Origin of the sequence: Haliscomenobacter sp., from assembly GCF_041740695.1 — a bacterium.
Lineage (GTDB): Bacteria > Bacteroidota > Bacteroidia > Chitinophagales > Saprospiraceae > Haliscomenobacter.
The window spans coordinates 17,221-38,843 of sequence record NZ_JBGSLK010000116.1; the positions used below are offsets into that span (position 1 = coordinate 17,221).

17 protein-coding genes are annotated in these 21,623 nt (G+C 47.3%); 10 read left to right on the plus strand and 7 right to left on the minus strand.

The window, feature by feature from the left end:
- Positions 1 to 7: 7 nt before the first annotated feature.
- Entirely contained in the window at positions 8 to 463 is a 456-nt protein-coding gene (locus ACEW9O_RS23965) for a (2Fe-2S)-binding protein (RefSeq protein WP_373552752.1), read from the minus strand.
- A gap of 221 nt (positions 464 to 684) precedes the next feature.
- A complete protein-coding gene (locus ACEW9O_RS23970; RefSeq protein ID WP_373552753.1) occupies positions 685 to 2,382 on the minus strand; it encodes an AMP-binding protein in 1,698 nt (565 codons plus the stop codon).
- 170 nt (positions 2,383 to 2,552) lie between these two features.
- Between ACEW9O_RS23970 and ACEW9O_RS23975 the strand changes: the two genes are divergently transcribed.
- A complete protein-coding gene (locus ACEW9O_RS23975) occupies positions 2,553 to 2,849 on the plus strand; it encodes an antibiotic biosynthesis monooxygenase (protein ID WP_373552754.1) in 297 nt (98 codons plus the stop codon).
- Positions 2,850 to 3,010: 161 nt separating this feature from the next.
- Here ACEW9O_RS23975 and ACEW9O_RS23980 read toward each other — a convergent pair whose 3' ends face one another.
- The 3 genes from ACEW9O_RS23980 to ACEW9O_RS23990 all read right to left on the minus strand — a co-directional run bounded on the left by ACEW9O_RS23980 (position 3,011) and on the right by ACEW9O_RS23990 (position 5,322).
- Positions 3,011 to 3,583 (minus strand): DUF3828 domain-containing protein, encoded by a 573-nt coding sequence (locus ACEW9O_RS23980; RefSeq protein WP_373552755.1) that lies wholly within the window; start codon positions 3,581 to 3,583, stop codon positions 3,011 to 3,013.
- A gap of 39 nt (positions 3,584 to 3,622) precedes the next feature.
- Positions 3,623 to 4,675 carry a DUF3298 and DUF4163 domain-containing protein gene (locus ACEW9O_RS23985; protein ID WP_373552756.1) on the minus strand — a complete coding sequence of 351 codons (1,053 nt, stop codon included), beginning with the start codon at positions 4,673 to 4,675 and terminating at the stop codon, positions 3,623 to 3,625.
- Between the two features lie 131 nt (positions 4,676 to 4,806).
- Positions 4,807 to 5,322: a hypothetical protein gene (locus ACEW9O_RS23990; protein ID WP_373552757.1), complete on the minus strand. Its 516-nt coding sequence runs from the start codon at positions 5,320 to 5,322 to the stop codon at positions 4,807 to 4,809.
- A gap of 391 nt (positions 5,323 to 5,713) precedes the next feature.
- Between ACEW9O_RS23990 and ACEW9O_RS23995 the strand changes: the two genes are divergently transcribed.
- Complete coding sequence (locus ACEW9O_RS23995) at positions 5,714 to 8,002, plus strand: NADP-dependent malic enzyme (protein WP_373552758.1); 2,289 nt, start codon at positions 5,714 to 5,716, stop codon at positions 8,000 to 8,002.
- Between the two features lie 280 nt (positions 8,003 to 8,282).
- Positions 8,283 to 10,664 (plus strand): amylo-alpha-1,6-glucosidase, encoded by a 2,382-nt coding sequence (locus tag ACEW9O_RS24000; protein ID WP_373552759.1) that lies wholly within the window; start codon positions 8,283 to 8,285, stop codon positions 10,662 to 10,664.
- A 231-nt stretch (positions 10,665 to 10,895) separates the two neighbouring features.
- On the opposite strand, the gene ACEW9O_RS24005 is transcribed toward ACEW9O_RS24000, so the two are convergent.
- Together ACEW9O_RS24005 and ACEW9O_RS24010 are read right to left on the minus strand one after the other, a co-directional pair.
- Positions 10,896 to 11,609 (minus strand): outer membrane lipoprotein-sorting protein, encoded by a 714-nt coding sequence (locus ACEW9O_RS24005; RefSeq protein WP_373552760.1) that lies wholly within the window; start codon positions 11,607 to 11,609, stop codon positions 10,896 to 10,898.
- A gap of 41 nt (positions 11,610 to 11,650) precedes the next feature.
- Positions 11,651 to 14,194, minus strand: coding sequence for a TonB-dependent receptor domain-containing protein (locus tag ACEW9O_RS24010; RefSeq protein WP_373552761.1), 2,544 nt, complete (start codon positions 14,192 to 14,194; stop codon positions 11,651 to 11,653).
- Between the two features lie 215 nt (positions 14,195 to 14,409).
- Between ACEW9O_RS24010 and ACEW9O_RS24015 the strand changes: the two genes are divergently transcribed.
- The 7 genes from ACEW9O_RS24015 (at position 14,410) to ACEW9O_RS24045 (ending at position 21,498) form a co-directional block, all read left to right on the plus strand.
- Positions 14,410 to 15,540 (plus strand): DUF3179 domain-containing (seleno)protein, encoded by a 1,131-nt coding sequence (locus ACEW9O_RS24015; RefSeq protein WP_373552762.1) that lies wholly within the window; start codon positions 14,410 to 14,412, stop codon positions 15,538 to 15,540.
- Between the two features lie 50 nt (positions 15,541 to 15,590).
- The gene (locus ACEW9O_RS24020) at positions 15,591 to 16,931 is read left to right on the plus strand and encodes a DUF2911 domain-containing protein (protein WP_373552763.1); all 1,341 of its coding nucleotides are present in this window, start codon (positions 15,591 to 15,593) and stop codon (positions 16,929 to 16,931) included.
- Positions 16,932 to 16,971: 40 nt separating this feature from the next.
- Positions 16,972 to 17,523 (plus strand): cob(I)yrinic acid a,c-diamide adenosyltransferase, encoded by a 552-nt coding sequence (locus ACEW9O_RS24025; RefSeq protein ID WP_373552764.1) that lies wholly within the window; start codon positions 16,972 to 16,974, stop codon positions 17,521 to 17,523.
- A 64-nt stretch (positions 17,524 to 17,587) separates the two neighbouring features.
- Positions 17,588 to 19,660 carry an HD family phosphohydrolase gene (locus tag ACEW9O_RS24030; protein ID WP_373552765.1) on the plus strand — a complete coding sequence of 691 codons (2,073 nt, stop codon included), beginning with the start codon at positions 17,588 to 17,590 and terminating at the stop codon, positions 19,658 to 19,660.
- Positions 19,661 to 19,737: 77 nt separating this feature from the next.
- Complete coding sequence (lipB, locus tag ACEW9O_RS24035) at positions 19,738 to 20,472, plus strand: lipoyl(octanoyl) transferase LipB (RefSeq protein ID WP_373552766.1); 735 nt, start codon at positions 19,738 to 19,740, stop codon at positions 20,470 to 20,472.
- Entirely contained in the window at positions 20,469 to 20,864 is a 396-nt protein-coding gene (locus ACEW9O_RS24040) for a hypothetical protein (RefSeq protein WP_373552767.1), read from the plus strand. Before lipB ends, ACEW9O_RS24040 begins: the two co-directional genes overlap by 4 nt.
- A 97-nt stretch (positions 20,865 to 20,961) precedes the next feature.
- Positions 20,962 to 21,498, plus strand: coding sequence for an acyl-CoA thioesterase (locus tag ACEW9O_RS24045; protein ID WP_373552768.1), 537 nt, complete (start codon positions 20,962 to 20,964; stop codon positions 21,496 to 21,498).
- Positions 21,499 to 21,623 lie beyond the last annotated feature (125 nt).

Sequence of the window (21,623 nt, forward strand, 5' to 3'; positions counted from 1 at the left end):
GGAAGCGTTAGGAACGTGCAGCGGTCTTAATCGCTGCCTTGATCCGAATATAGGTACCACAACGGCAGATGTTGCCGTGCATCGCTGCATCAATTTCTTCGTCGCTGGGTTTGGGATTGTCTTTGAGCAATGCGGCTGCACTCATGATCTGCCCGGTTTGGCAATAGCCGCATTGGGGTACATCGTGCTCAAGCCAGGCTTTTTGGAGTGGGTGGTCACCATTTTCAGAAAGGCCCTCAATGGTGGTGATCTTCTGATTGCCGATCTGTGCAACCGGCAGCGAGCAGGACCGCATCGCCACTCCATCCAGGTGAATCGTGCAAGCACCGCACATCGCCATGCCACATCCGTACTTGGTACCCACCAAATTGAGGTGGTCTCGAAGTACCCAGAGAATGGGTGTAGTGGGGTCGACATCTAGTTGATGCTTTTTCCCGTTGATAGTCAGATTGAAAACTGCCATGATATTAGGTTTAATTAAATGTACAAATGAAGCACCTTTTGTTGTCAAAACATTATAGAAATCAAGTCAATGGTTACGAAAATCAAAGCATAAAAATTTGGTTGTAGAAGAGTGCATCATTTCTGAGGCGATTCCTTGAGTGTCTTAGGTTTCTTAGGTGGTGAAAAACAAAAACGTTATTCTTTCACCACCTAAGAAACCTCAGTCACTTAAGAACCACCTTAGTATTTCAAATGAAAAAACTCATTCGCCTTTACCTCTCCCCTACTTTTACTTTGCGCCTCATTCGCCCGCAATTCCACCCGCCGAATTTTCCCACTGATGGTTTTGGGTAATGCCTCCACAAACTCAATGATCCGCGGAATTTTGTAGCCCGCCAAATTCTGTTCACAATGCGCGAACAAAGCCTCGGCCAGCGCTTGATCCCCCAGCAATTCTGGCCGCAAAAGCACAAAAGCCTTTACCGCAAAACCCCTTAATTCGTGTGGACTGGCCACTACGGCCGTTTCCACCACTGCATCGTGTTCAATCAACACACTTTCCACTTCAAAAGGCCCAATCCTGAAATCGGAAGCCTTGATCACATCATCGTCCCGGCCAACAAACCAGATGTAGCCTTCATCGTCTTTGTAGGCTTTGTCGCCCGTGTAATACAAACCGTGCTGGAATACTTTGGCCTTGCGTTCGGGTTCTCCCAGGTATTCCAGGAATACGCCGTTTTTTCGTCCGCCATTCATCCGAATGCAAATGCTACCTTCTTCAAAGATTGGTTGTTCAACCCCTTCTTCATCGGCAACCACGATGTCGTACAAAAAGGTCGCCTTTCCCATCGAGCCGTATTTGACTACACTGCCGGGCATATTGGCCACCAGGCAGGTCGTTTCAGTCTGGCCGTAGCCGTCACGGATGAGGATACCCGTACCCTTTTGCCATTTTTCGATGATCTCGGCATTGAGTGGCTCTCCCGCTGCCACGCATTGCCGAAACTGAAATTGGTAGCCAGAAAAGTCTTCCAAAATCATCATGCGCAATACCGTTGGTGGCGCACAAAAGGTGGTGACCTGGTATTTTTCAATGGTTTTTAGCTGTTCTTTAGCGTCAAATTTGTCGACCTGATTGGCAAAAATGGTCGCCCCCATACTCCAGGGTGCAAAGAAGCTACTCCAGGCAAATTTAGCCCATCCCGGCGCCGAAATGTTGTAGTGGATGTCGCCATGCCGCATGCCCACCCAGGCGGCCGTGCTCAGGTGGCCGAAGGGGTAGGTAAAGTGGGTATGGATCACAATTTTGGGCAATCCTGTGGTGCCCGAGGTGAAAAAGTAAAACAGGTGGTCATCAGGACGGGTTAAAGCAGCGTCTGCATCCTCCGCTTCCTGCGCGATCACTTCGATGGAATGCCAACCTGCCCGGCGACCATCTACTACAATTTTCACTTTGACCTCCCGACCCAGGATATTTTCCGTAGCTTCGATTTTCCCGGCGTTGGCCAGATCGGTGATGACTACCTCCGGAAAGATGGTTTGAAAGCGATAGGCGATGTCTTTTTCAATCAGGTTGTTCGCAGCCGGGATGAGGATCAAGCCGCCTTTGATGGCCGCCAAAGTGCCAATCCAGTTGGCGGGATCAAGTGGCAATTGGGTATAGATGCAGTTCCCTTGTTGTACGCCTTGCTTGCGGAGGAAGTTCAGGAATTGATTGGATGTGGCGTAGATGCTTTTGAAGGTATATCGTTTTTCTTTTTCGTTATGCCGCCAGATGAGGGCTTCGGCGTCGGGGTATGGTTCCATGTTCAAGGGGCAAAATACGTCCATGACCCAGTTGAATGCTTCGGGTTGATCCAGGTCTAGTGCTTGCAGGTCCTGGATTTGTTCATTGGTTATGGCTTCACGTATTGTTTTGAAATAGGTCTTGATGTCCATGTTTTTGATGGTTTGTAGGTAGGGGACATAAAAAATCAGGGCAACGCAACGTAGACGCACGGCCGTGCGCCTCTACAATTCGGCATCACCAGTCCTATGAAGGTAAAGAAAAAATGGAAAGCTCTATTTCAATTTTTTGGAGTTTCTTATTTTGCAAAAAAAACAATCACATGATTCTCGAAGTAGCCACCATCAACATCAAACCCGGCAGCAATGCCGAATTCGAAGCCAATCTACAAGCGGCCCAAGCGGTCATCAGCCAGTCCAAAGGCTACCTCGGCCACCAGTTTCAGCACTGCATCGAAGTACCGACTCGCTATGTTTTGCTGATTCGTTGGGCAAGTTTGGAAGACCATACCGAAGGGTTTCGCGGTTCCGCTTTGTTTCAGGAATGGCGGGCGTTGATCGGCCCTTTTTTCGAAGTGCCCCCTGCGGTGGAGCATTTTTCCCTAAAATTTGAAAATTAGTCCTTTATGAAAATCATCGATTTGTCAGTTACCATTTCAACAGACATCAAGGAACCACTACCTACCACCATCGATTTTTGAATGACGAATGACGAATGACGAATTTGGAGGCAACGCACCAAAATTCGTCATTCGTCATTCGAATTATTTGTCATTCCCACTCATTCTCCACAATCAATATTGGAAATCAACCATTTGCCATTTTCTTTTTTCAGCACAAGGTTTTGGGTTCTTTCGCCGCCCCCTTCATCTCCAGACAAGATTGCTCTGACGCGATTGGGTCCAAGGCTTTCCACACTAACCGGAGCCGTAGTCCAAAACTTAATGTCCCAGTCTTGTGCACAGAAAAAGCGGTCATAATCAAGGCCATCAACTGGACCATCTTCATATTCCGTCTTTTCCCAATCGGCTTCCAATGCTTTCAAATAGCCTTTTTCACCTTGGACATATTCCTTGCTGATGAAGCCAGTTTTGAGGAATTGTTCAAAGTATGTGTCTACTTTGGCCATGTTCAGTGTCAGGTGTTTGCCGTAATTGATGTATTCTATTCCTTGAAGGCTGTTGATGGAATCGTTATACCACTGGTAAAAGTTATGGATTACAGCAGCAATTGCTTCCTGATCAGCGTCATTTAGTGTGGTGCCAGTATCGGTGCTTTGATTGGACTTGTTCGCCGTGTTTTGGCAAGCGGACAAACTTAACAGGGTCAAACAAAGGAGCAATAGGTATTTCATACTGAAAGGTTTAAAGATGTTTAAGGACCAATTCCAAAGTTACTCTTTCGTTTTCAAAAGTTCTGCTTTTAATTCTTCGTACATGCTGCGAATCTCACCACTGGCACCCATCATACAGCCTTCGGTTTTAATAGAAGGGAATTCTTTGGCACCACTCTTTAGTTTTTCGGCCAAAAGGGCTTGCAAGGTCGCTTTGAGTGCATCGAAGTCCTCCATTGGTTTGCCAGCCAATTCCATTTCTCCTTTTTCGCTACACGTCACCACGATGGTTTCTGTTGCAGCGAATTTAATTTTTGCGATTGCGCCCAATTTTTCAAAAGGAATGACAAATTGGGTGTTGCCGATAGCGTAAGGGCCTACCTCATAGGCCAGGTAATGGCAATAAAGTCCATCCGAAACCAAGCCATAGTTTTGTGGCAGTGCAAAAGGAAAATTTTCATCAAAATTGAAGGGCTCCATCCCATCGGTGGGTTCAAAAATATCAGCTCTTTCAGCCCGAAAACTTGCTTCAGCGAGGGCTTCAAGGGCTTTTTTGTCCTTCACCAGGTCGTCCAAATTGAGCATTTTGCCACTGAGCACATCAAAGGTAGCTACTGCCGCGGTCGGGCTTCCGTGAGCACCACCAGTATAAGTATAACCTTCAATTTCCAAGGTGAGGTATTTGCCGTCGTTCAGCAGGACATTGTATTTACTTTCTGCCGTAAAGTTAGCCATTGGGGAATCAGGGGCCTCCTTGGCAAAGTCTTTTTGCATTTTGATAAATTCTGCTGCCTTTTCCTCGATGGAGGCTTGAGCCGCTTTTTCAAGGTCAGTTTCAGGGGCCAAGATGCCAACAAGATAGGTAGTGGCCCAGTCTTTGACACTTTTTTTCAAGGCTTCTGAGCCATTATCGATATTGGGCCAACTCAGGTCAATGGTGGCACAGTCGGTACGTAGCGAGTCGGGTTGATCACAACCTTTGCCTTCCGTTTTGCTGAGGCTGAGGCTGCCGACGCTTACCACTTGGGCCACATCAGTAGTCGTATTGTTTTGGCAAGAGAAAGCGAGCGCCAGCATGAGGGCGCTGAGGATAGAAAAATTCAGTTTTCTCATTTCAGTTGATAAATTTTCAGGTTTGATAGGCAAAACAAATTACGAAAAAATGGGTAAAATGGCAAAAACAGCGGTGACAAAAAGATGACAACACTATTTTGCTAATTTACCCATCCTGTAAACATTCGATTTTATACGAACAGTAAAATTAAAGTTAAAACGATTCCACCCAAGGTAAAATACAAACCCTTCTTAAATACGGAGGTTTGGGGCATAAACATCCAGAATGCGGAAACGACAAAAAACAGCAGAGAAAACCCAAAAAAGATATTGAAGAAATACAGTGGGTCTTCGGTTTTTGCCTTGTGTAAATGGGTCATTTTTTCCAGAATGGTCGGCAGTTCTTTTACCGTAATCTCGGCCTTTCCAGTGCTTTTGTTGTAGGTGCCATCCCGGAAATAGAGCAGATCACCTTCGGTCTTATCTACTTTAAATTGGCGCATTTTCAATAGTTCCCCAATCTCCTTTTCACTGGCATTGGGTTTAATCATTTGAACAATCTGCTTCTTCTGCTTTAAAAAATCGGTATCGCGAAAGATGAGCAGCATTCCGCTTAAGGCGTAAACGGCCATGATGCCAGCTAGAAAAAAGCCCAAATAGCGGTGAATCACCCGCATGTTGTTGCTAAAGGAATTAGAGGTAGACATAACAAGCTACTTTGGTTGAAAAAATGGATTTTGCTCATGGTGTGAGCGATTAGTCCCGGCAAGGAGTTTTGCTGAATCCTTGCTTAGAAGCAGCAATATAGGAGATTTTAGAATAAGGTTACCTTATTTTCAAACACTTGATAGATAAAAATTAGTACACATTCAAAATTCAAAAAGGTCATCTTCTTCACTATCGTAAACCCCATAAAGATGGTGTTCTTTGTCGTTTTTATTGGAGTTGCCATGGAACTTCATAACTAACCTTCTAAATCCCAAATTCTGCACAGAATTTCCTACCCCATAAATTTGTAGCCTAGCGGAACAAAGCAGACATTTGCAGAGCCGTGCTAATTTGTTTAGCTTGGAATCTTTTTCAACCTATTTTACCGAAATGAACACAAATAAAACCTTAAAAGAAGAAGCGCTACATTACCACGCCAAAGGACGTCCGGGAAAAATCGAAGTGATTCCCACCAAGGAAACCGCTACCCAGCGCGACTTGACCCTGGCCTATTCCCCTGGTGTAGCCGAACCTTGCCTGGAAATTGCCGAAGACCCCGAAGCCGTTTACAAATACACCGCCAAGGGCAACCTGGTTGCCGTTATTTCCAATGGGACTGCTGTATTGGGCCTCGGCGACATTGGCCCGGCGGCGGGCAAACCCGTGATGGAAGGCAAGGGCTTGCTTTTTAAAATCTACGCTGATATTGATGTATTCGACCTGGAGTTGAACACCAAGGATGTCGATGAATTTGTCCGTACAGTGAAAATTCTGGAGCCCACTTTTGGGGGCGTTAACCTCGAAGACATCTCTGCCCCCGAGTGTTTTGAGATCGAAGAACGCCTCAAAGCCGAGTTGAACATCCCGGTGATGCACGACGACCAACACGGTACCGCCATCATCAGTGCAGCGGCCTTGTTGAATGCGCTGGAAATTGTGGGCAAAGAGATTGACAAAGTCAAAATCGTGGTCAACGGTGCGGGGGCTTCGGCCATTTCCTGCTCCAAGCTCTACCATAGCCTGGGTGCCCAAAAGGCGAACATGTTCATGTTTGACTCCAAAGGTTTGATCCACCCCAGCCGCACCAATCTGGATGGCAAAAAAAGTGAATTTGCCAATGACAATGCGCCAGCCAGTACCAAACTCGCCGATGCCTTGGTGAACGCCGATGTGTTCATCGGGCTTTCCAAAGGCAATGTCCTGGACCAGGACATGGTCAAGGTGATGGCCAAAGATTGTATCGTTTTTGCCATGGCCAACCCTACCCCGGAGATCAGTTACGAGGAGGCAACAGCCGCCCGGGAAGACATCATCATTGCCACTGGGCGCAGTGATTACCCCAATCAGGTCAACAACGTGCTCGGCTTTCCCTACATCTTCCGTGGTGCCCTGGATGTTCGTTCCAGGGAAATCAACGAAGAAATGAAACTCGCCGCGGTACGTGCATTGGCTGCTTTGGCAAAAAAACCTGTGCCTGACATTGTCAATATGGCCTATGGCAAAGACAACCTGGTTTTTGGCCGGGAGTACATCATCCCCAAACCAACCGATCCACGCCTGCTGACCGCCGTGGCACCTGCAGTAGCGAAAGCAGCGATGGATTCTGGTGTCGCTAAGTTCCCGATCCAAAATTGGGAGGCATATGAGACCCAATTGTCCAAGCGACTGGGATTGGACAATACCCTCACCAAAGCCATCATCAGCCAGGCTAGGCGTAAACCAAAACGGGTGGTGCTGGCCGATGCCGAAAATCTCGCGGTCTTGAAAGCAGCTCAACAAGTGCAGGAAGAAGGGATTGCCAAGCCAATTTTGCTGGGCAATGTCAAAAAAATCAAACAGCTGATTCACGACAACCATTTGCACATCAAGGATCTCACCATCATTGATCCGATGCATCCGCACAATGATGAAGAACACGCGCGATTGGAGCATTATGGCGATGTTTTATTCGAAAAACGCCAGCGCAAAGGTTTCAACAAAGCTGAAGCTCATGCGGTGATGCGCCGCCGCAGTTACTATGGTGCCATGATGGTGGAATTGGGGGAAGCGGATGCGGTAATCGGTGGGATGACCCGGAACTATCCTGACACCCTGCGACCTGCCATACAAGTGATTGGCCGTCAGCCGGGTGTCAACAAAATTTCTGGGATGTACATCCTGATGAGCCGTTTTGGTCCACTTTTCCTAGCGGATACCACCGTCAATTTTAATCCAAATGCGGATGACATTGTGGAAATAGCAGAGTTGGCCGCCAAAGAGATCGAGAAATTCAACATCCAACCACGCATTGCCCTGCTGACCTACTCGAATTTTGGTACGGCCAATGGTGAGGATGCCGTTAAAATGCGGGAAGCCACCAGCAAGCTAAAAGCCAAACATCCTGAAATGATTGTAGATGGTGAAATGCAAGCGCACTTGCCTTTTGATCAGGAATTGCTGCATGAAAACCACCCGTTCTGTAACTTGGTGGGTGGTGGTGCCAACCTTTTGATTTTCCCCAACCTTTCGGCCTCCAATATTGCTTACAACCTGGTTAAGGAAGTGGCGGACATTGAAAAGATTGGCCCGGTTTTGTTGGGGCTCAAAAAACCCGCCCACGTCTTGCAATTGGGCAGTACCACCCGGGAAATTGTGAACATGATCGCCATTGCGGTTGTGGATGCACAAACCATTAAATGATAGTAGAGACGCACTGATGAAGTTTTTTGAAATAATCGTCCTTTAGACTCTGGAGTTTGAATTGCCTCCAGCTTTAGCTGGTGGTTTGAAGGTCAGATCTTGAATGGGCTTTAGCCCAAACCTCAAATTTGTAAATGGGGCTAAAGCCCAAAAACTAGAGTTGACTGCCTATCCACCAGCTAAAGCTGGAGGCAATTCATGGGCGTCTAGCCTAAGGTTTAAGAACGGTCATTTCAAAAAACTTCATCAGTGCGTCTCTACAGCTATAAACAACATGGTGATGAAAAGATTCCTCATTCAAGCTGCTGGCCTGTTCTGTGCGGTTTTACACAGCGGGCTCATTTCCAGCCAAAACATTACACCAGCCATTTTACAAAAATATTGGTCGGCTTCCTGGATTACCGTTCCGGGTGCGCCACCCAATGGATATGGTGTTTATCTGTTTCGGAAAACCATTGAGCTCGCCAGTCAGCCCGCAACCTTTGTTGTCCATGTCTCTGCTGACAATCGTTACAAATTGTTCGTCAATGAAAAGCTGGTCTCCCTGGGGCCAGTGCGCGGCGACCTGCAACACTGGCATTACGAAACCTTAGACCTGGCACCTTATCTGAAATCTGGAAAAAACAGTATCGCCGCCCAGGTATGGAATGAAGCCGAATGGCGCCCAGAAGCCCAAATCAGCCTGCAAACCGCTTTCATTGTACAAGGCGCCACGGAAGCATTAAATGTGATCAACACCAATAGCAGTTGGAAGTGCCAGCGCGACAGCAGTTATACCCCGCTGAGGGTTGCTATTCCTGGCTATTACGTGACTGGTCCGGGGGAATTGGTTCAGTTGGCCAAACAAGCCAAGAACTGGCAAAGCCTCGATTTCCCGGATGGGGATTGGAAAAGTGCCAAAACGATTTTCTCGGGCAATCCCAAAAACATCCAGGGGCAATACGGCACTCCCTATGGCTGGATGCTCATCCCTTCCACCTTGCCACAAATGGAGTTCAAAGCGGAAAGGTTTGCCAAAGTCGCCAAGGTACAAGGCATTGAAATCCCTGCTGGTTTCCCGAATACCAAAGTGGACCTGAACATTCCCGCCAATACCATCGCCACCATTCTCCTGGATCAAGGCTACCTGACCAATGCCTACCCTGCCTTGCAATTCAGCGGAGGGAAAGACGGGAGCATTTCCCTGCAATATGCCGAAGCACTCTTCAGCAAATCACCCAACAAAGGCAATCGGAATGAGGTAGAAGGCAAACAGATGATTGGGCGAAAAGACAGTTTATTCGCGGATGGCAGTTCCAACCAGACTTTTACTACCCTCAATTTTCGGACTTACCGCTATGTACAATTGCGCATCATCACCAAGGGCGAAACGCTAACCTTGCACGACATTTCTGGCAACTTCACGGGGTATCCATTTCAATTGAATTCAAGCCTGAACACTGAAAACACCGAAATCCAAAAAATGCTGGAGATTGGTTGGCGCACCGCCCGACTCTGTGCCGTTGAAACCTATATGGATTGCCCGTATTACGAACAGTTGCAGTACATCGGTGATGCCCGGATTCAGGCACTGGTGTCCTTGTACAACAGTGGTGACGAACGGCTTTTGCGCCAGGCCCTCGATCAGATGGACCAATCCCGACAGCCGGAAGGGGTGACGCTGAGTCGACATCCTTCTTATACGCCACAATATATCCCGACCTTTTCGCTGTGGTACATCGGCATGTTGCACGATTACAGCCGTTATGGCAAGGACATCGTTTTTGTCAAAAACAAACTCTCCGGGATGCGGCAAATTTTGGACTATTTCCGGGGATTCCAGGCAGCAGATGGTTCCCTGCACGATGTTCCGTACTGGATGTTCACGGATTGGGTGACAGCCAAAGATTGGGTGGCTGGTCGTGGGCCACTAAGTAAGGATGGTAGCTCGGCTATGTTGGATTTGCAATTGTTGTGGGCTTATCAATTGGCTGCTGATTTGGAAACAAAGCTGGGCATCAAAGAATCCGCCGGGATTTACCAGGCGCGAGCCTTACAACTCAAAAAGACCATTCAAAGCAAATATTGGGATGCCAGCAAGGGTCTGTACGCGGATCGGATGGAAAAAGACCTGTTTTCCCAACACACCAATTCTCTGGCTATTCTTACCGGGATGCTCGCACCCGAGCAACTTGCGCCCTTGGGAAAAAAATTGATCAGCGATACCAATCTGGCACCTGCTTCCATTTATTTCAAATACTACCTGCATCAAGCTTTGGTGAAAGCGGGAATGGGCAATGACTACCTAAAATGGTTGGACAAATGGCGGGAAAACATCCAAATGGGACTGAGTACCTGGGCAGAAACTTCCGAGTTGAATACCTCCCGCTCCGACTGCCATGCCTGGGGATCGAGCCCAAACATCGAGTTTTTCCGCACTCTTTTGGGCATCGAAAGTGACGGATTGAATTTTTCTAAAGTAAAAATCCAGCCGCATCTCGGGGAGATCAAAAAGATCAGTGGGAGCATTCCACATCCCAATGGAGCCCTGGCGGTGAGTTATGAATGGGTGCAAAACAAGTGGAACATTCAAGTTGATTTGCCAGGGAAGACCACGGGGAATTTGATGTGGAAGGGGAAGATATTGCCGTTGAAAAGCGGGGTGAATAAGTTTGTACTGTAAAGCTGAATTCACTCAATGTTAATTAGCACAAAGAGGAAAAGCATGAATCATCCCGAATTTTCAAAATAATTCCAAAGCGACATAATTTTCACAAAGAAAGCACAAAGAAACACAAAGGACACAAAGTTAGACGTTGACGACGCTTCGCTTTGTGTCCTCTGTGTTCTCTTTTTTCCCTTTGTGATAATAAAAATGTCGCTTTGGTCAAAAAGATTTGTGATACAACCAGCCCTACTTCGCAGGCTTAGCGAAAATCTTCTCATCCACCTGACCATTGATCACCGTTTTGTTGGTGATCATCGTAAAAGCGCCCATCGGACTAGTGATATCGATGGTATTCGCCATTTTGATGCCTTCAATCGCTTCGTAATCCGAAAACACCAATTCCCCTTCTTGGCCACCTACGTTGCTCACCACTTTGTAAACGAGGTAAGTGCTGGCATCCAGGTACTCATCCATAACTACGCCATCTTTGGAGGTGATTTTGAAATGGAACATGTCCTTTTTGTCCACTTTTTCTTTACCAACCAGCTCTAACTTGTTGCCTTTTTCCTGGTAATTGTACAATGCACCGAATGGGTCGAGTTGCCCGAAGAGTGGTTTGATTTCATCGGCGGACATGTCTTCGGGCTCACCAGTTCCGCCCATCATGGCAGGCATAATTTTCCAGCCTTTATCCCCGTGTAACACTTGTACCATCGCATTGCCCATCACAGTAGATTCAGAGCGCAAGGATTTGCCAACGACAATGACACTTTTGCTGGGAATTTCCATGCCTTGAACGGCGAGGACCCGCTCAGTGCTAATGGTATTTACGGTTTTTAACTTATCTGCACCGCCCATTGCTTCCACGTGTTTGGCAACAATTTCATCTACCGTTTGCGCTTGTACATAGGCAAAAGAAAGAGTGGCAATAGCCAACATACACAATAGTTTCATTTTCATGATTGCTCTTGATTTTGAGTTAAAAAAGAAGAAAAATTGAGTTATTGTCGATTCTGTTGTCCTCCACCAGGTACGCTGCCACCACTGTTTTGACCATCGGTTTTAATGTCGTCGTTGTTCACGGATTTGCCTTTTTTACGGGGCATTTCCATTGCGCTCATTTTGCCAATTTTGTAGCTAAAGGTGAGTCTAAAACCACGGTTGTAAAGGTAAACGTCGCTGACCTGATTGAATTGCGGGGAATTCAACTCAGTGTGAATATTGAAACTGTTGCCGAGGAAGTTTTCGGCAGCAAGTCCCAAACTCGCTTTTTTGTCCTTAAAATCCTTTTTGACACCCAGGGTATAAAAACCAAATCCACCCTGGCGACCTTGCAATTGCACCTGTGAGCCCTGCATGAATCCAAATGCCTGTACGCCCCAACCTTTTTTAAACTGAGCCTGTCCAAACATCCCGCCACTGATATTGAAGCCGGAATTCTTTCTACTTTCCAAAATCCCGTTGGCATTGGTGATCTGACCATCCAGCGTGGAATAGAGCACATTCAGGAATATCCCGACGTTGATTTTGGAAGTCAGCGCCACGTTGGAAAAGATATTGGAACCATAGGTTTGTTGGTGCCCAATGTTTTCGTAAGTGGTGATCACCGCGCCTGCCAAGGTATCCGAAGGTTTGGTCACCTGGAGGATGGCATTGTTGGTGGTACGGACAAAAAACGAGCTGGTTACAAAGGTTTTTTTGATGGTTTTGCTCAGGGTCAGTTCGTAATTGTTGGTCAATTCGGGCCGCAGTTCAGGGTTACCCACTGTGATGTTTTGTTGATTGGCACTGTTGAAATTGGGATTCAATTGCTGCAAGCCCGGGCGCTGAATCCGGCGGTTGTAAGCCAGTTTCACCGTAGTCCCCTTGAAGGTTTTAGAAGCGTTGAAACTGGGCACCAAAATCCCGTAATCCCCAATCCCGATGACTCCATTCTCCTGCGTGCTGGCATCGATCATGGTGTGCTCATAACGCAAGCCGCCTTTAAAAGTGTAGCGTTTTTTGGTGGTATAGGTATAAGAAGTATAACCTGCGGCGATGTTTTGATGGTAAGTCAAAGCACCAGCGGGTTGGTTAAAATCGGTGTTGAATTCACCAGAAGGGCCTGCGATCAAAAACCGGTAATCGCTGTTGACCTCGCGAAAAATACCTTTGCCGCCAAATTCGAGCATTTGATTGCGTTTGATCGGCGTTTGGTAATCCGTTTGTACCGTAAATTCCTGGTTGAGGTTATTGTTGTCGTTGCGTTGGCGACCGGCCAGCGTACCACTTTCATTCAGCAGATCAGCGTCGAAGTTGTTGGTCAGGTCGTTGCGGCTATAGAGTGTGGAGATGCTCCATTCTTGCTGGGGTTTGTAGGTGTGGACATAGTCCAGATTCATGTCCAAAGTGCCAGAGAGGTTTTTGCTGTCTACATTCCGGCTGGAGGTGCCAGTTTCCAGGCCATTGCTGAACAATTGGGTCAGGAAGTCTTGCTGAAAACTCATGTTGCGCACGCCATAACGAGCCCCGGCGGTGATGCTTTGGTTTTTGGCTAAATCGTAGTCAAAACCCAGGTTGTATTGCCCAAAGAGCCCTTGACTGTAGCCGTCTCCGGTTTGACGTACGGTGGTGGTCAAACCTTGAGTCGTGCTGCTTTGCTCCAGACTGGATTTGGTGACTGTGTTGTAATTGGCGCGACCAAAACCACCCAACGTGAAACCTGCTTTGCCTTTGCGGTAATTGCCATTGAGCGAGAGGATAGAACCCCGGTTGCCCACCCCGCCGTCGACGTTGAGGTTTACCCCTTGTAGGCTATTCTTTTTGGTGGTGATGTTGATGATGCCTGCAGAGCCTTCTGCGTCGTATTTGGCGGAAGGGCTGGTGATGACTTCGACCGTTTTGATTTGATCCGCCGGAATTTGTTTCATAGCATCCGCTACACTACTGGCCATGATGGTGCTGGGTTTGTTGTTGATCAGCACCTTGATGTTTTGGCTGCCGCGCAGGCTAACGTTGCCGTCTAGGTCTACGGTAAGCATGGGGACTTTGCGGAGCACGTCGGTGGCATCCCCACCTTTGGCGGTAATGTCTTTTTCAGCATTGTACACCAGGCGATCCACTTTTTCCTCGATCAGGTCTACTGAGCCCGTGATGGTTACTTCGTCCAGGTTTTTCACCACGGGGTTGAGTTTGATGGCACCCAGGTCAAATTCCTGGCCTTTGGTGAAATTCAGTTTGTCAATGGTTTTGGTTTGGTAACCCAAAAAGGAGATCAGCACTTTGTATTCTCCAGCTTCAATTTTGCTAAAGCTAAATTTGCCTTTTTCATCCGAAACGGTGCCGTCTACTGCTTGCCCATTGGACAATTTGTAAAGGGCGATGCTGGCGTACTCTACGGCTTTGAGCGAGCTGGAATCGATGAGAATGCCGCTGATTTTTACATTCCCTTTGGGGCTTTGAATTGCAGTGGTGGGGACACCCACCATCGGAAATTGTGCAAACACTGGCGTCAGGGTGACAAAAAAGAGGGCGATTAAAGAAAGAATCGGGTAAATTTTCTTCATGGCTTGATTTTGATAACACAAAGTTGCCCTCTAAGTCATCAGCTTCAAAAAAAAGTAGATGAAAACGAACATCGACGTGATGGAGATGGGGAAAATGAGCGATAGAGGGTACTTTTCTTCTTTACCTCCATCACATCCCAATTTTGTTTATTTTGCCCAATATTTTCTAACACCAAGAGATGCAATGTTAGCATCTCTAAACCCTATTCCTACGCATGAAAGCATTGTTTTATCTAGCAGTCCTCTTAATGATTGCCTTCGAAGTTGCCAACGTCTACTTCATTATGCCCCTGCCCGGCAGTCAGCAGCTGAACAGTATTGAACTGGCTTATTTTTTGTATTCCTGGCGTTGGTACATCCGAATCGGTTTGGGGTTGCTGGTTCTTTTTAGCTTTTGGCGCGCCCGTTTCAAACGGGTATGGGTTCCACTACTCACCCTGCTGCCCTTGGCTTTTGTAGCCTACCAATTCAATTTCAAGATGACCGCTGAACGGATGTTCATCCAGCCCACATTGGTGATGAACAGCAGCCAGCACAACGAAGTTTCACTCAATCGGGTCGTACTTGGGGTTAGCATCAATGGGGAAGCCAGTGCCTACCCCATTCAGTACCTCGCCTATCACCATCAGGTGCGCGACGTGGTGGGTGGCCAAATCGTCATGGTTACCTATTGCAATGTGTGCCGCACAGGCAGGGTGTTTGATCCAAAAGTGGAGGATAAAAATGAAACTTTCCGCCTGGTGGGCATGGATCATTTCAATGCCATGTTTGAAGATTCGCGTACCCGTTCCTGGTGGCGACAAGAGAACGGGCAAGCCATTGCCGGGCCGCTCAAAGGGAAGGTTTTACCAGAAGTGCCCTGCACCCAAATGACCTTAAAACAATGGCTAAAATACCATCCCAACAGCAAGGTGATGCAAGCAGATACGACCTACAAGGAAGAATACGCCCATCAAAAAAACTACGAAAATGGCAACAAAAAAGGCAAACTCACCCGCACTGACAGCACGTCCTGGAAGGATAAATCCTGGGTAGTCGGCATTCAAATTGGGCCATACAGCAAAGCTTTTGACTGGAATGAATTAAAAGTAAAACGAGTGCTGAATGAACATGTCGGCAATACGCCCATTGTGATTGTACTGGCCAAAGACGACAAAAGTTTTGTTGCTTTTGAACGCCCCAATCTGGAAAAATTTAGCATGCGTAATGACACCTTATTCAGCCAGATTTTTCGTTACAACTGGTATGGACTAGCCTTGGATCCAGGCATGAGCAATTTGAAAAAAGTCAACGCCTATCAGGAGTTTTGGCACAGTTGGCGAACTTTCCATGGGGATGCGCGCTAGTGTTTTTAGCCAAGTATTTGATCACCATTTAATGACCGTAAATGAAAAATATGAAAAATTCATTTCTTCTGCTCTTACTATTGTGTGGATTACAAGGTCTGTACGCTCAAAATAACCTACCTCAAAAAAGCGCTAAAGCCAGTGTTTCTTACCGGCTCGGGCTTACCGACATCAACATTCAATACTTTGCCCCAGCTGTACGTGGCCGCCAAATCTGGGGTGGCATCGTCCCTTTCGACAAAATCTGGCGCGCTGGGGCCAACAACGCCACCACCATCAGCTTCAGCACGCCCATAAAGATGGAGGGCAAAACCTTGGCGGCGGGTACTTATGCTTTTTTCCTGATCCCTCGCCAAAATCAGGGCTGGACCGCTGTCTTCAACACCGATTCCAAACAATGGGGCGCTTTTGTTTACAATGAAGCCAAAGACGCACTGCGGGTAGGTACCCGGGTAGAAACCCTGGAAAAACCACTCGAACACCTTACCTATCAGATCGAACAACTCAGTCTGGAAGAAGGCCAGCTCAGCTTGTTGTGGGACAACAAAAAAGTCAATGTCCGCTTTCGAGTCGACTTCGTCCCTGCCGCCATTGCCCAATATGACAGCCTGATTGCCAAAGCCGATGCAGCACAAAAATGGTACCTCCAGGCCGAAGCCGCCGACCTACTCACCGAAGCGGGCAAACTCACGGAGGCCCAGAAATACCTGGACGAAAGCTTGAAAGCGGGTGAACATGTATGGAACCTCTGGAAAAAAGCCCTCTGGCAAGCCAAAAAAGAGGATTACAAAAGTGCTTTTGCCAGCACTGAAAAAATTCGGGCCTTGGCCAAAGGCGACAATAAGGAGGAAAAAGGAGTCTTCGGTGCGCTGGAAATGGACGTCATCGAAACCGAAAAACGCTGGAAAAACAAACAAGCGGAGGCTCAGGCAGCCAAAAATGCCCTGCGCGACATCAACCGCGACATCTGGACCCCCTTCTCCGAAGCTTACGCCAACAACGACGCGGCCAAGTACATCAGTTTGCATTCCAAAGAATTTGTTCGGGCCAGCGGGGGTAATAAAAGTAGCCTCGACTTAGCTGGGTATGCCGCCCAATCCGAACGGAGTTTCGCGTGGGCCATTGACAACGGTAGTCGCTCCGGCATTGAGTTCCGATTTTTCGAACGTTTTGCCTCTGCAACTACTGCTTCCGAACGGGGTTACTTTAAATACACCAGTTATCCAAAAGCAGGTGCACCCAATGTTGCCTATGGCAAATTTCACGTTTTCCTGCGCAAGGAAAATGGGGTGTGGAAAATTCTAACTGATTACGACTCGGATGAAGGCGGCAAAGTTGGTGAAGCCGACTACAAAGCGGCGGCGGCGGTGGATGATTTTTCCAAATTCTAAGCACTGATTAAAAGTTTAGGTCTATTTTTGCGAAAAAAACATGGCTTTCAAAATATACACCAAAACAGGTGACAAGGGTGAAACGGGGCTCTTTGGTGGCAAACGTTTGCCCAAATACCATTTGCGCATTGAGGCTTATGGTACCGTCGATGAGTTGAACTCGTACCTAGGTTTGGTACGCGATAGTTTGAGCGAAGAAGCAAGCCGTGATTTTCTGAAGGAAATCCAGGATCGCTTGTTCACCATTGGTGCCAATCTGGCCAGCGACCCCGACAAATCGATGGATACGCCCGACTTGCTTGAGTCAGACGTACAAGCCCTGGAGCAACAAATGGATCAGATGGACGCCCATTTGCCACCCTTGAAAAATTTCATTTTACCAGGTGGCCATCCCAGCGTTTCCTATTGCCACATTGCCCGTACGGTTTGCCGCCGAGCCGAGCGACAGGTGGTGGCTTTGGCGGCTAATGAACCCGTAGAAGAAATCCTGCTACGGTACCTCAATCGTTTATCCGATTACCTTTTTGTACTGTCGCGTAAAATGGCGCAAGATTTGGGAGTGACAGAAGTGAGCTGGCACCCTAGGAAGTAGGTTGAAGAGTTGAAAAGTTGAAGAGTTGCCCTTCAACTCTTCAACTTTTTTTTACTTTTACCCCATGATTGCATGGCAAAACATACGTGGCTACTTGCGGGGCACTTTGCAGCACCTGTTTATTGGAGGCATTATTGTCTTCATCAGCATTTTGTTTCCGACACATACCCGTTTCAAATACAGCTACGAGGAAGATCAAATCTGGAATTACGAAGACCTCGTTGCCCCCTTCGATTTTGCCATCAAAAAACCCGATCGCATTCTCAAGGCAGAAACGGACTCTCTGCTCTCCGATTTTTCGCCTTTTTACCGCATGGATGACAGCGTGGGGGTGCGCAGTCTGCGCAAATTTGAGGAGCGATTTGACCTGCAACTCCAAAACCTGGAAAGAGGCCAGTTCAACGACGTGCGGCGTAATCCTCAACTTTACCGCAATTTTGGTACGCAGTACCTGCAAAAAAACTACCAGCGGGGGGTAGTTGAACTTGACCCAAGCCATCAAAACGCGGATAAAAACTTTGTCATTCACCTCTTAAAAGGCAACACTTCCGAGGAGAAAACGCTGGGCGGTTTGTTTACTACCCATAAAATCAATCAAATCATTTCCGATACGCTGCAAAGCAGCGGTTTGTCGGATGCCGATTTTTTGTACGCCGTACTCGCCGAATGTGTCGAACCCAATGTGAAGTACGACAAACTCAATACCGAACAAACCCGCAATGACATGATCAATGGCGTGGTGAAATTCAATGGTATGGTGCGTAAGGGGGAATTGATCGTGCCTCGTTTTGGCGTGATCAGCGAAACCGTTCAACTGAAACTGGAGAGTTTAAAAGAGCATTTCGAAATTGAAATTGCCCAGCGCAGTTGGGGGATATATTTCGGGTATTTTTTATTGACGGCATTGGTCATTGGGTTGTATGCGGCCTTTTTGTATTTGTATTGTCGGCCTTTGTTTGACAACTGGTACGAGTTGACCTTTTTATTGGCGTGGTTTCCGGTGTTTGCCTACCTGGTGTACATCATTACCAGCATCGATGCTTTGAGTGTTTACCTTATTCCCTTTGGCATCGTCCCCATTTTGGTCAAAACTTTTTACGACAAATGGCTGGCCTTGTTCACCCATTCGATGATTGTATTGTTGGCCACCTTTTTGTCTTCCTCGGGTTTTGAGTTTGCATTTTTACAAACCCTGATTGGAGTAGTTATTTTGTTGACCAACGTGGATACTCGGGATTGGAATCAATATTTCTTCACCATTCTTTACATCTTTTTGGCGTTTTGCCTGGGGTATTTGGGCCTGAGTTTGGTCCAGCAGGGCAGTTTCAGTGGCATCGACCTTTCAATGTTCAACTGGATTTTTTTAAGCACCTTTTTAACCTTGTTGGCCAATCCCTTGATTCCACTGCTGGAGCGGATGTTTGGGTATACCTCCTCGATGGGGTTGGCTGAATTGTCAGACCTCAATCGTCCACTTTTGCAGGAGTTGGCCATCAAGGCGCCCGGGACTTTGCAACATTCCTTACAAGTAGCCAATTTAGCTGAGGCTGCGGCCCGACGTGTGGGTGCCAATCATTTGTTGGTACGGGTAGCCGCCCTGTACCACGACATTGGAAAAATCATCCAACCCGAATACTTTATTGAAAATCAGGGCGGCGTCAATCCGCACGATCAATTGCCCTTCCGCGAGAGTGCCAAGGTGATCATCGCCCACGTCACCCAAGGGGTAGAGCTAGCCAAACAATACCGCTTGCCCAAGCTACTGAATGAATTCATTCTGACCCACCATGGAACCACCATGGTGGAGTATTTTTACCGCAAAGAACAGGAAGCGTTTCCCGGCGAGGTGATCAATGAATCCGATTTTTGTTACCCTGGGCCCAGGCCACGTACCAAGGAAGAAAGCATCCTGATGCTGGCAGATTCGATTGAAGCTGCGGCTAAAGCCAGTTTGAAAAACCCGGCGCCAGGTGACATCCAAGCCCTGGTAGAGCGCATCATTGCGGGCAAACTCAATAAAAAACAACTAGAAGATTCTGCCCTGACCTTTAGCGACCTGGAAAAATGTAAGGCGGTTTTTTTGCAAATTTTGCGCTCGGTTTACCACGCCAGAATTGAATATCCTGCCGAAAAGTAAGGCACTTCCTGTAGTGTAAAAAAAGCTGGATTTATTCCACACAGAGTATTACCTTTGCGCGACATTTCTGAAAGGGTATGGAGCAAGTGATTTTTAAGGACTTGGGGTGCATGAGTTATCAGAAAGCTTGGGACTTTCAAACCAGATTGCACCAGGAAATTGTGGACCAAAAATTGGCACTACGCAAAGCCAATCAAACACTTCCAGCATCCAGTTCCGGGCTGCATTACCTCCTCTTTTGTGAACACCCTCCCGTGTATACCCTTGGAAAAAGTGGTTCTATCGACAACTTATTATTGGACAATGAAGCTCTGGCGCAAGCTGGCTTCGAGTTTTTTAAAATCAACCGCGGTGGCGACATCACCTATCACGGCCCCGGGCAAATTGTAGGTTACCCCATTTTTGATCTGGATCGTTTTTTTACCGATGTACACCGCTATGTACGTTTTTTGGAAGAGGCGGTCATCCTGACCCTGGCCGATTACGGTATGGTTGGAATCCGCGTGGAGAAATACACCGGGGTTTGGCTGGAAGCAACTGCGGATCAACCGTTGCGCAAAATATGCGCCATTGGCGTCCACCTAAGTCGTTGGGTGACCATGCATGGTTTTGCGTTCAACATCAACACCAACCTCGGGCACTTCAACAACATCATCGCCTGCGGCATCACCGACGAGGATAAAACGGTGACTTCCTTGTCCAAAGAATTAGGTCGGGAAATGGACATTGAGGAAGTTAAAGCGCGCCTTAAAAATCATTTCGCCCAATTGTTTGGTTTTACATTTGCTATTCCCGTAAACACTATTGAATGAAAAAAGACATTTTAATTCCTAAAGTAGAAGACCTGGCCATTGCCATCATTCCGGGAGCGGAAGATGACCTATGGGACGTATATTTATTGAATTTAAAACCTTCTCCTTTATCCACTGTTTTGATCAATTCGACTGGTTATGGTGAAATCGAGGGAGAAAAGGTAAAAACTACCACACTGCGCCACTTTTTTGACGAAATCCCCCCCCTATCATATACCCTCATCGAACCCATTCAGGACAAATTGTTCTCACTGGCCAACGAATATTGGGTCAGCTTTGTGATCGATGACCTGATGTACGACAAAAAGTATGTTTTTGTCCATGGGAGTATATCCAAAGACCATTTTACTACCGTACCTTTTCTGGAGAAAAAAGGAGTGATGATTCGGTAATATTGGCTTCAGCCTAAGCACCCTTGCACCTCGGCTACGCTCGGTGACCGGGCGCTTAGGCTGAAGCCAACATTACCCATTCCAAATACCAAAAACAATGCAAGCCATAGAGCCCAAACGTGTTACTGAATCCCGTTCGGTAATGACCGAAATGGTCATGCCCAACGACACCAATCCCATGGGTAACCTCATGGGCGGCAACCTATTGCGTTGGATGGACATTGCCAGTGCCATTTGCGCGGGGAAACATTGCGAAAGACACGTAGTGACTGCCTCCGTTGACCATGTTTCTTTTCAACGCCCCATCAAAGTGGGCGATGTGGTAACGCTGGAATCAAGCGTTACCCGGGCTTTCAACAGCTCGCTGGAAGTGTACGTGGAAGTATTTGCAGCCGACATCAAGGGCCAAAATGCACGGCGCTGCAACCATGCCTACTACACCTTTGTTGCCCTCGATGATGCCAATGGTAGCCCCATCGGCGTTCCTCCGGTGATCCCCCTTACCGAAATTGAGCAGCAACGTTACGACAGTGCACCTCGCCGACGTGAAGTTCGCCTGATCCTGAGCGGGCGAATGAAACCGGAAGATGCGACAGATCTGAAAGATTATTTTAAGCAGTTTTCATCGAAGTAGTTACAACTATACAAATGTAATCCCAACACCCATGACATACCTTTACCACTTTTGTCCGAAAATTTTACGCTTTGCTGCCTTGGTTCTCCTTTGCGCTTGCAACAAATCACCACAAAATACTGAAG

Bases quoted from the DNA above. Each gene is read 5' to 3' on its own strand.
- ACEW9O_RS23980 (WP_373552755.1), bottom strand. From the start codon at position 3,583: ATGAAATACCTATTGCTCCTTTGTTTGACCCTGTTAAGTTTGTCCGCT.
- ACEW9O_RS23985 (WP_373552756.1), bottom strand. From the start codon at position 4,675: ATGAGAAAACTGAATTTTTCTATCCTCAGCGCCCTCATGCTGGCGCTC.
- ACEW9O_RS23990 (WP_373552757.1), bottom strand. From the start codon at position 5,322: ATGTCTACCTCTAATTCCTTTAGCAACAACATGCGGGTGATTCACCGC.
- ACEW9O_RS24030 (WP_373552765.1), top strand. From the start codon at position 17,588: ATGATTGCATGGCAAAACATACGTGGCTACTTGCGGGGCACTTTGCAG.
- ACEW9O_RS24005 (WP_373552760.1), bottom strand. From the start codon at position 11,609: ATGAAAATGAAACTATTGTGTATGTTGGCTATTGCCACTCTTTCTTTT.
- ACEW9O_RS24020 (WP_373552763.1), top strand. From the start codon at position 15,591: ATGAAAAATTCATTTCTTCTGCTCTTACTATTGTGTGGATTACAAGGT.
- ACEW9O_RS24025 (WP_373552764.1), top strand. From the start codon at position 16,972: ATGGCTTTCAAAATATACACCAAAACAGGTGACAAGGGTGAAACGGGG.
- ACEW9O_RS24010 (WP_373552761.1), bottom strand. From the start codon at position 14,194: ATGAAGAAAATTTACCCGATTCTTTCTTTAATCGCCCTCTTTTTTGTC.
- ACEW9O_RS24000 (WP_373552759.1), top strand. From the start codon at position 8,283: ATGAAAAGATTCCTCATTCAAGCTGCTGGCCTGTTCTGTGCGGTTTTA.
- ACEW9O_RS23965 (WP_373552752.1), bottom strand. From the start codon at position 463: ATGGCAGTTTTCAATCTGACTATCAACGGGAAAAAGCATCAACTAGAT.
- ACEW9O_RS24015 (WP_373552762.1), top strand. From the start codon at position 14,410: ATGAAAGCATTGTTTTATCTAGCAGTCCTCTTAATGATTGCCTTCGAA.
- ACEW9O_RS24040 (WP_373552767.1), top strand. From the start codon at position 20,469: ATGAAAAAAGACATTTTAATTCCTAAAGTAGAAGACCTGGCCATTGCC.
- lipB (WP_373552766.1), top strand. From the start codon at position 19,738: ATGGAGCAAGTGATTTTTAAGGACTTGGGGTGCATGAGTTATCAGAAA.
- ACEW9O_RS23975 (WP_373552754.1), top strand. From the start codon at position 2,553: ATGATTCTCGAAGTAGCCACCATCAACATCAAACCCGGCAGCAATGCC.
- ACEW9O_RS23970 (WP_373552753.1), bottom strand. From the start codon at position 2,382: ATGGACATCAAGACCTATTTCAAAACAATACGTGAAGCCATAACCAAT.
- ACEW9O_RS23995 (WP_373552758.1), top strand. From the start codon at position 5,714: ATGAACACAAATAAAACCTTAAAAGAAGAAGCGCTACATTACCACGCC.
- ACEW9O_RS24045 (WP_373552768.1), top strand. From the start codon at position 20,962: ATGCAAGCCATAGAGCCCAAACGTGTTACTGAATCCCGTTCGGTAATG.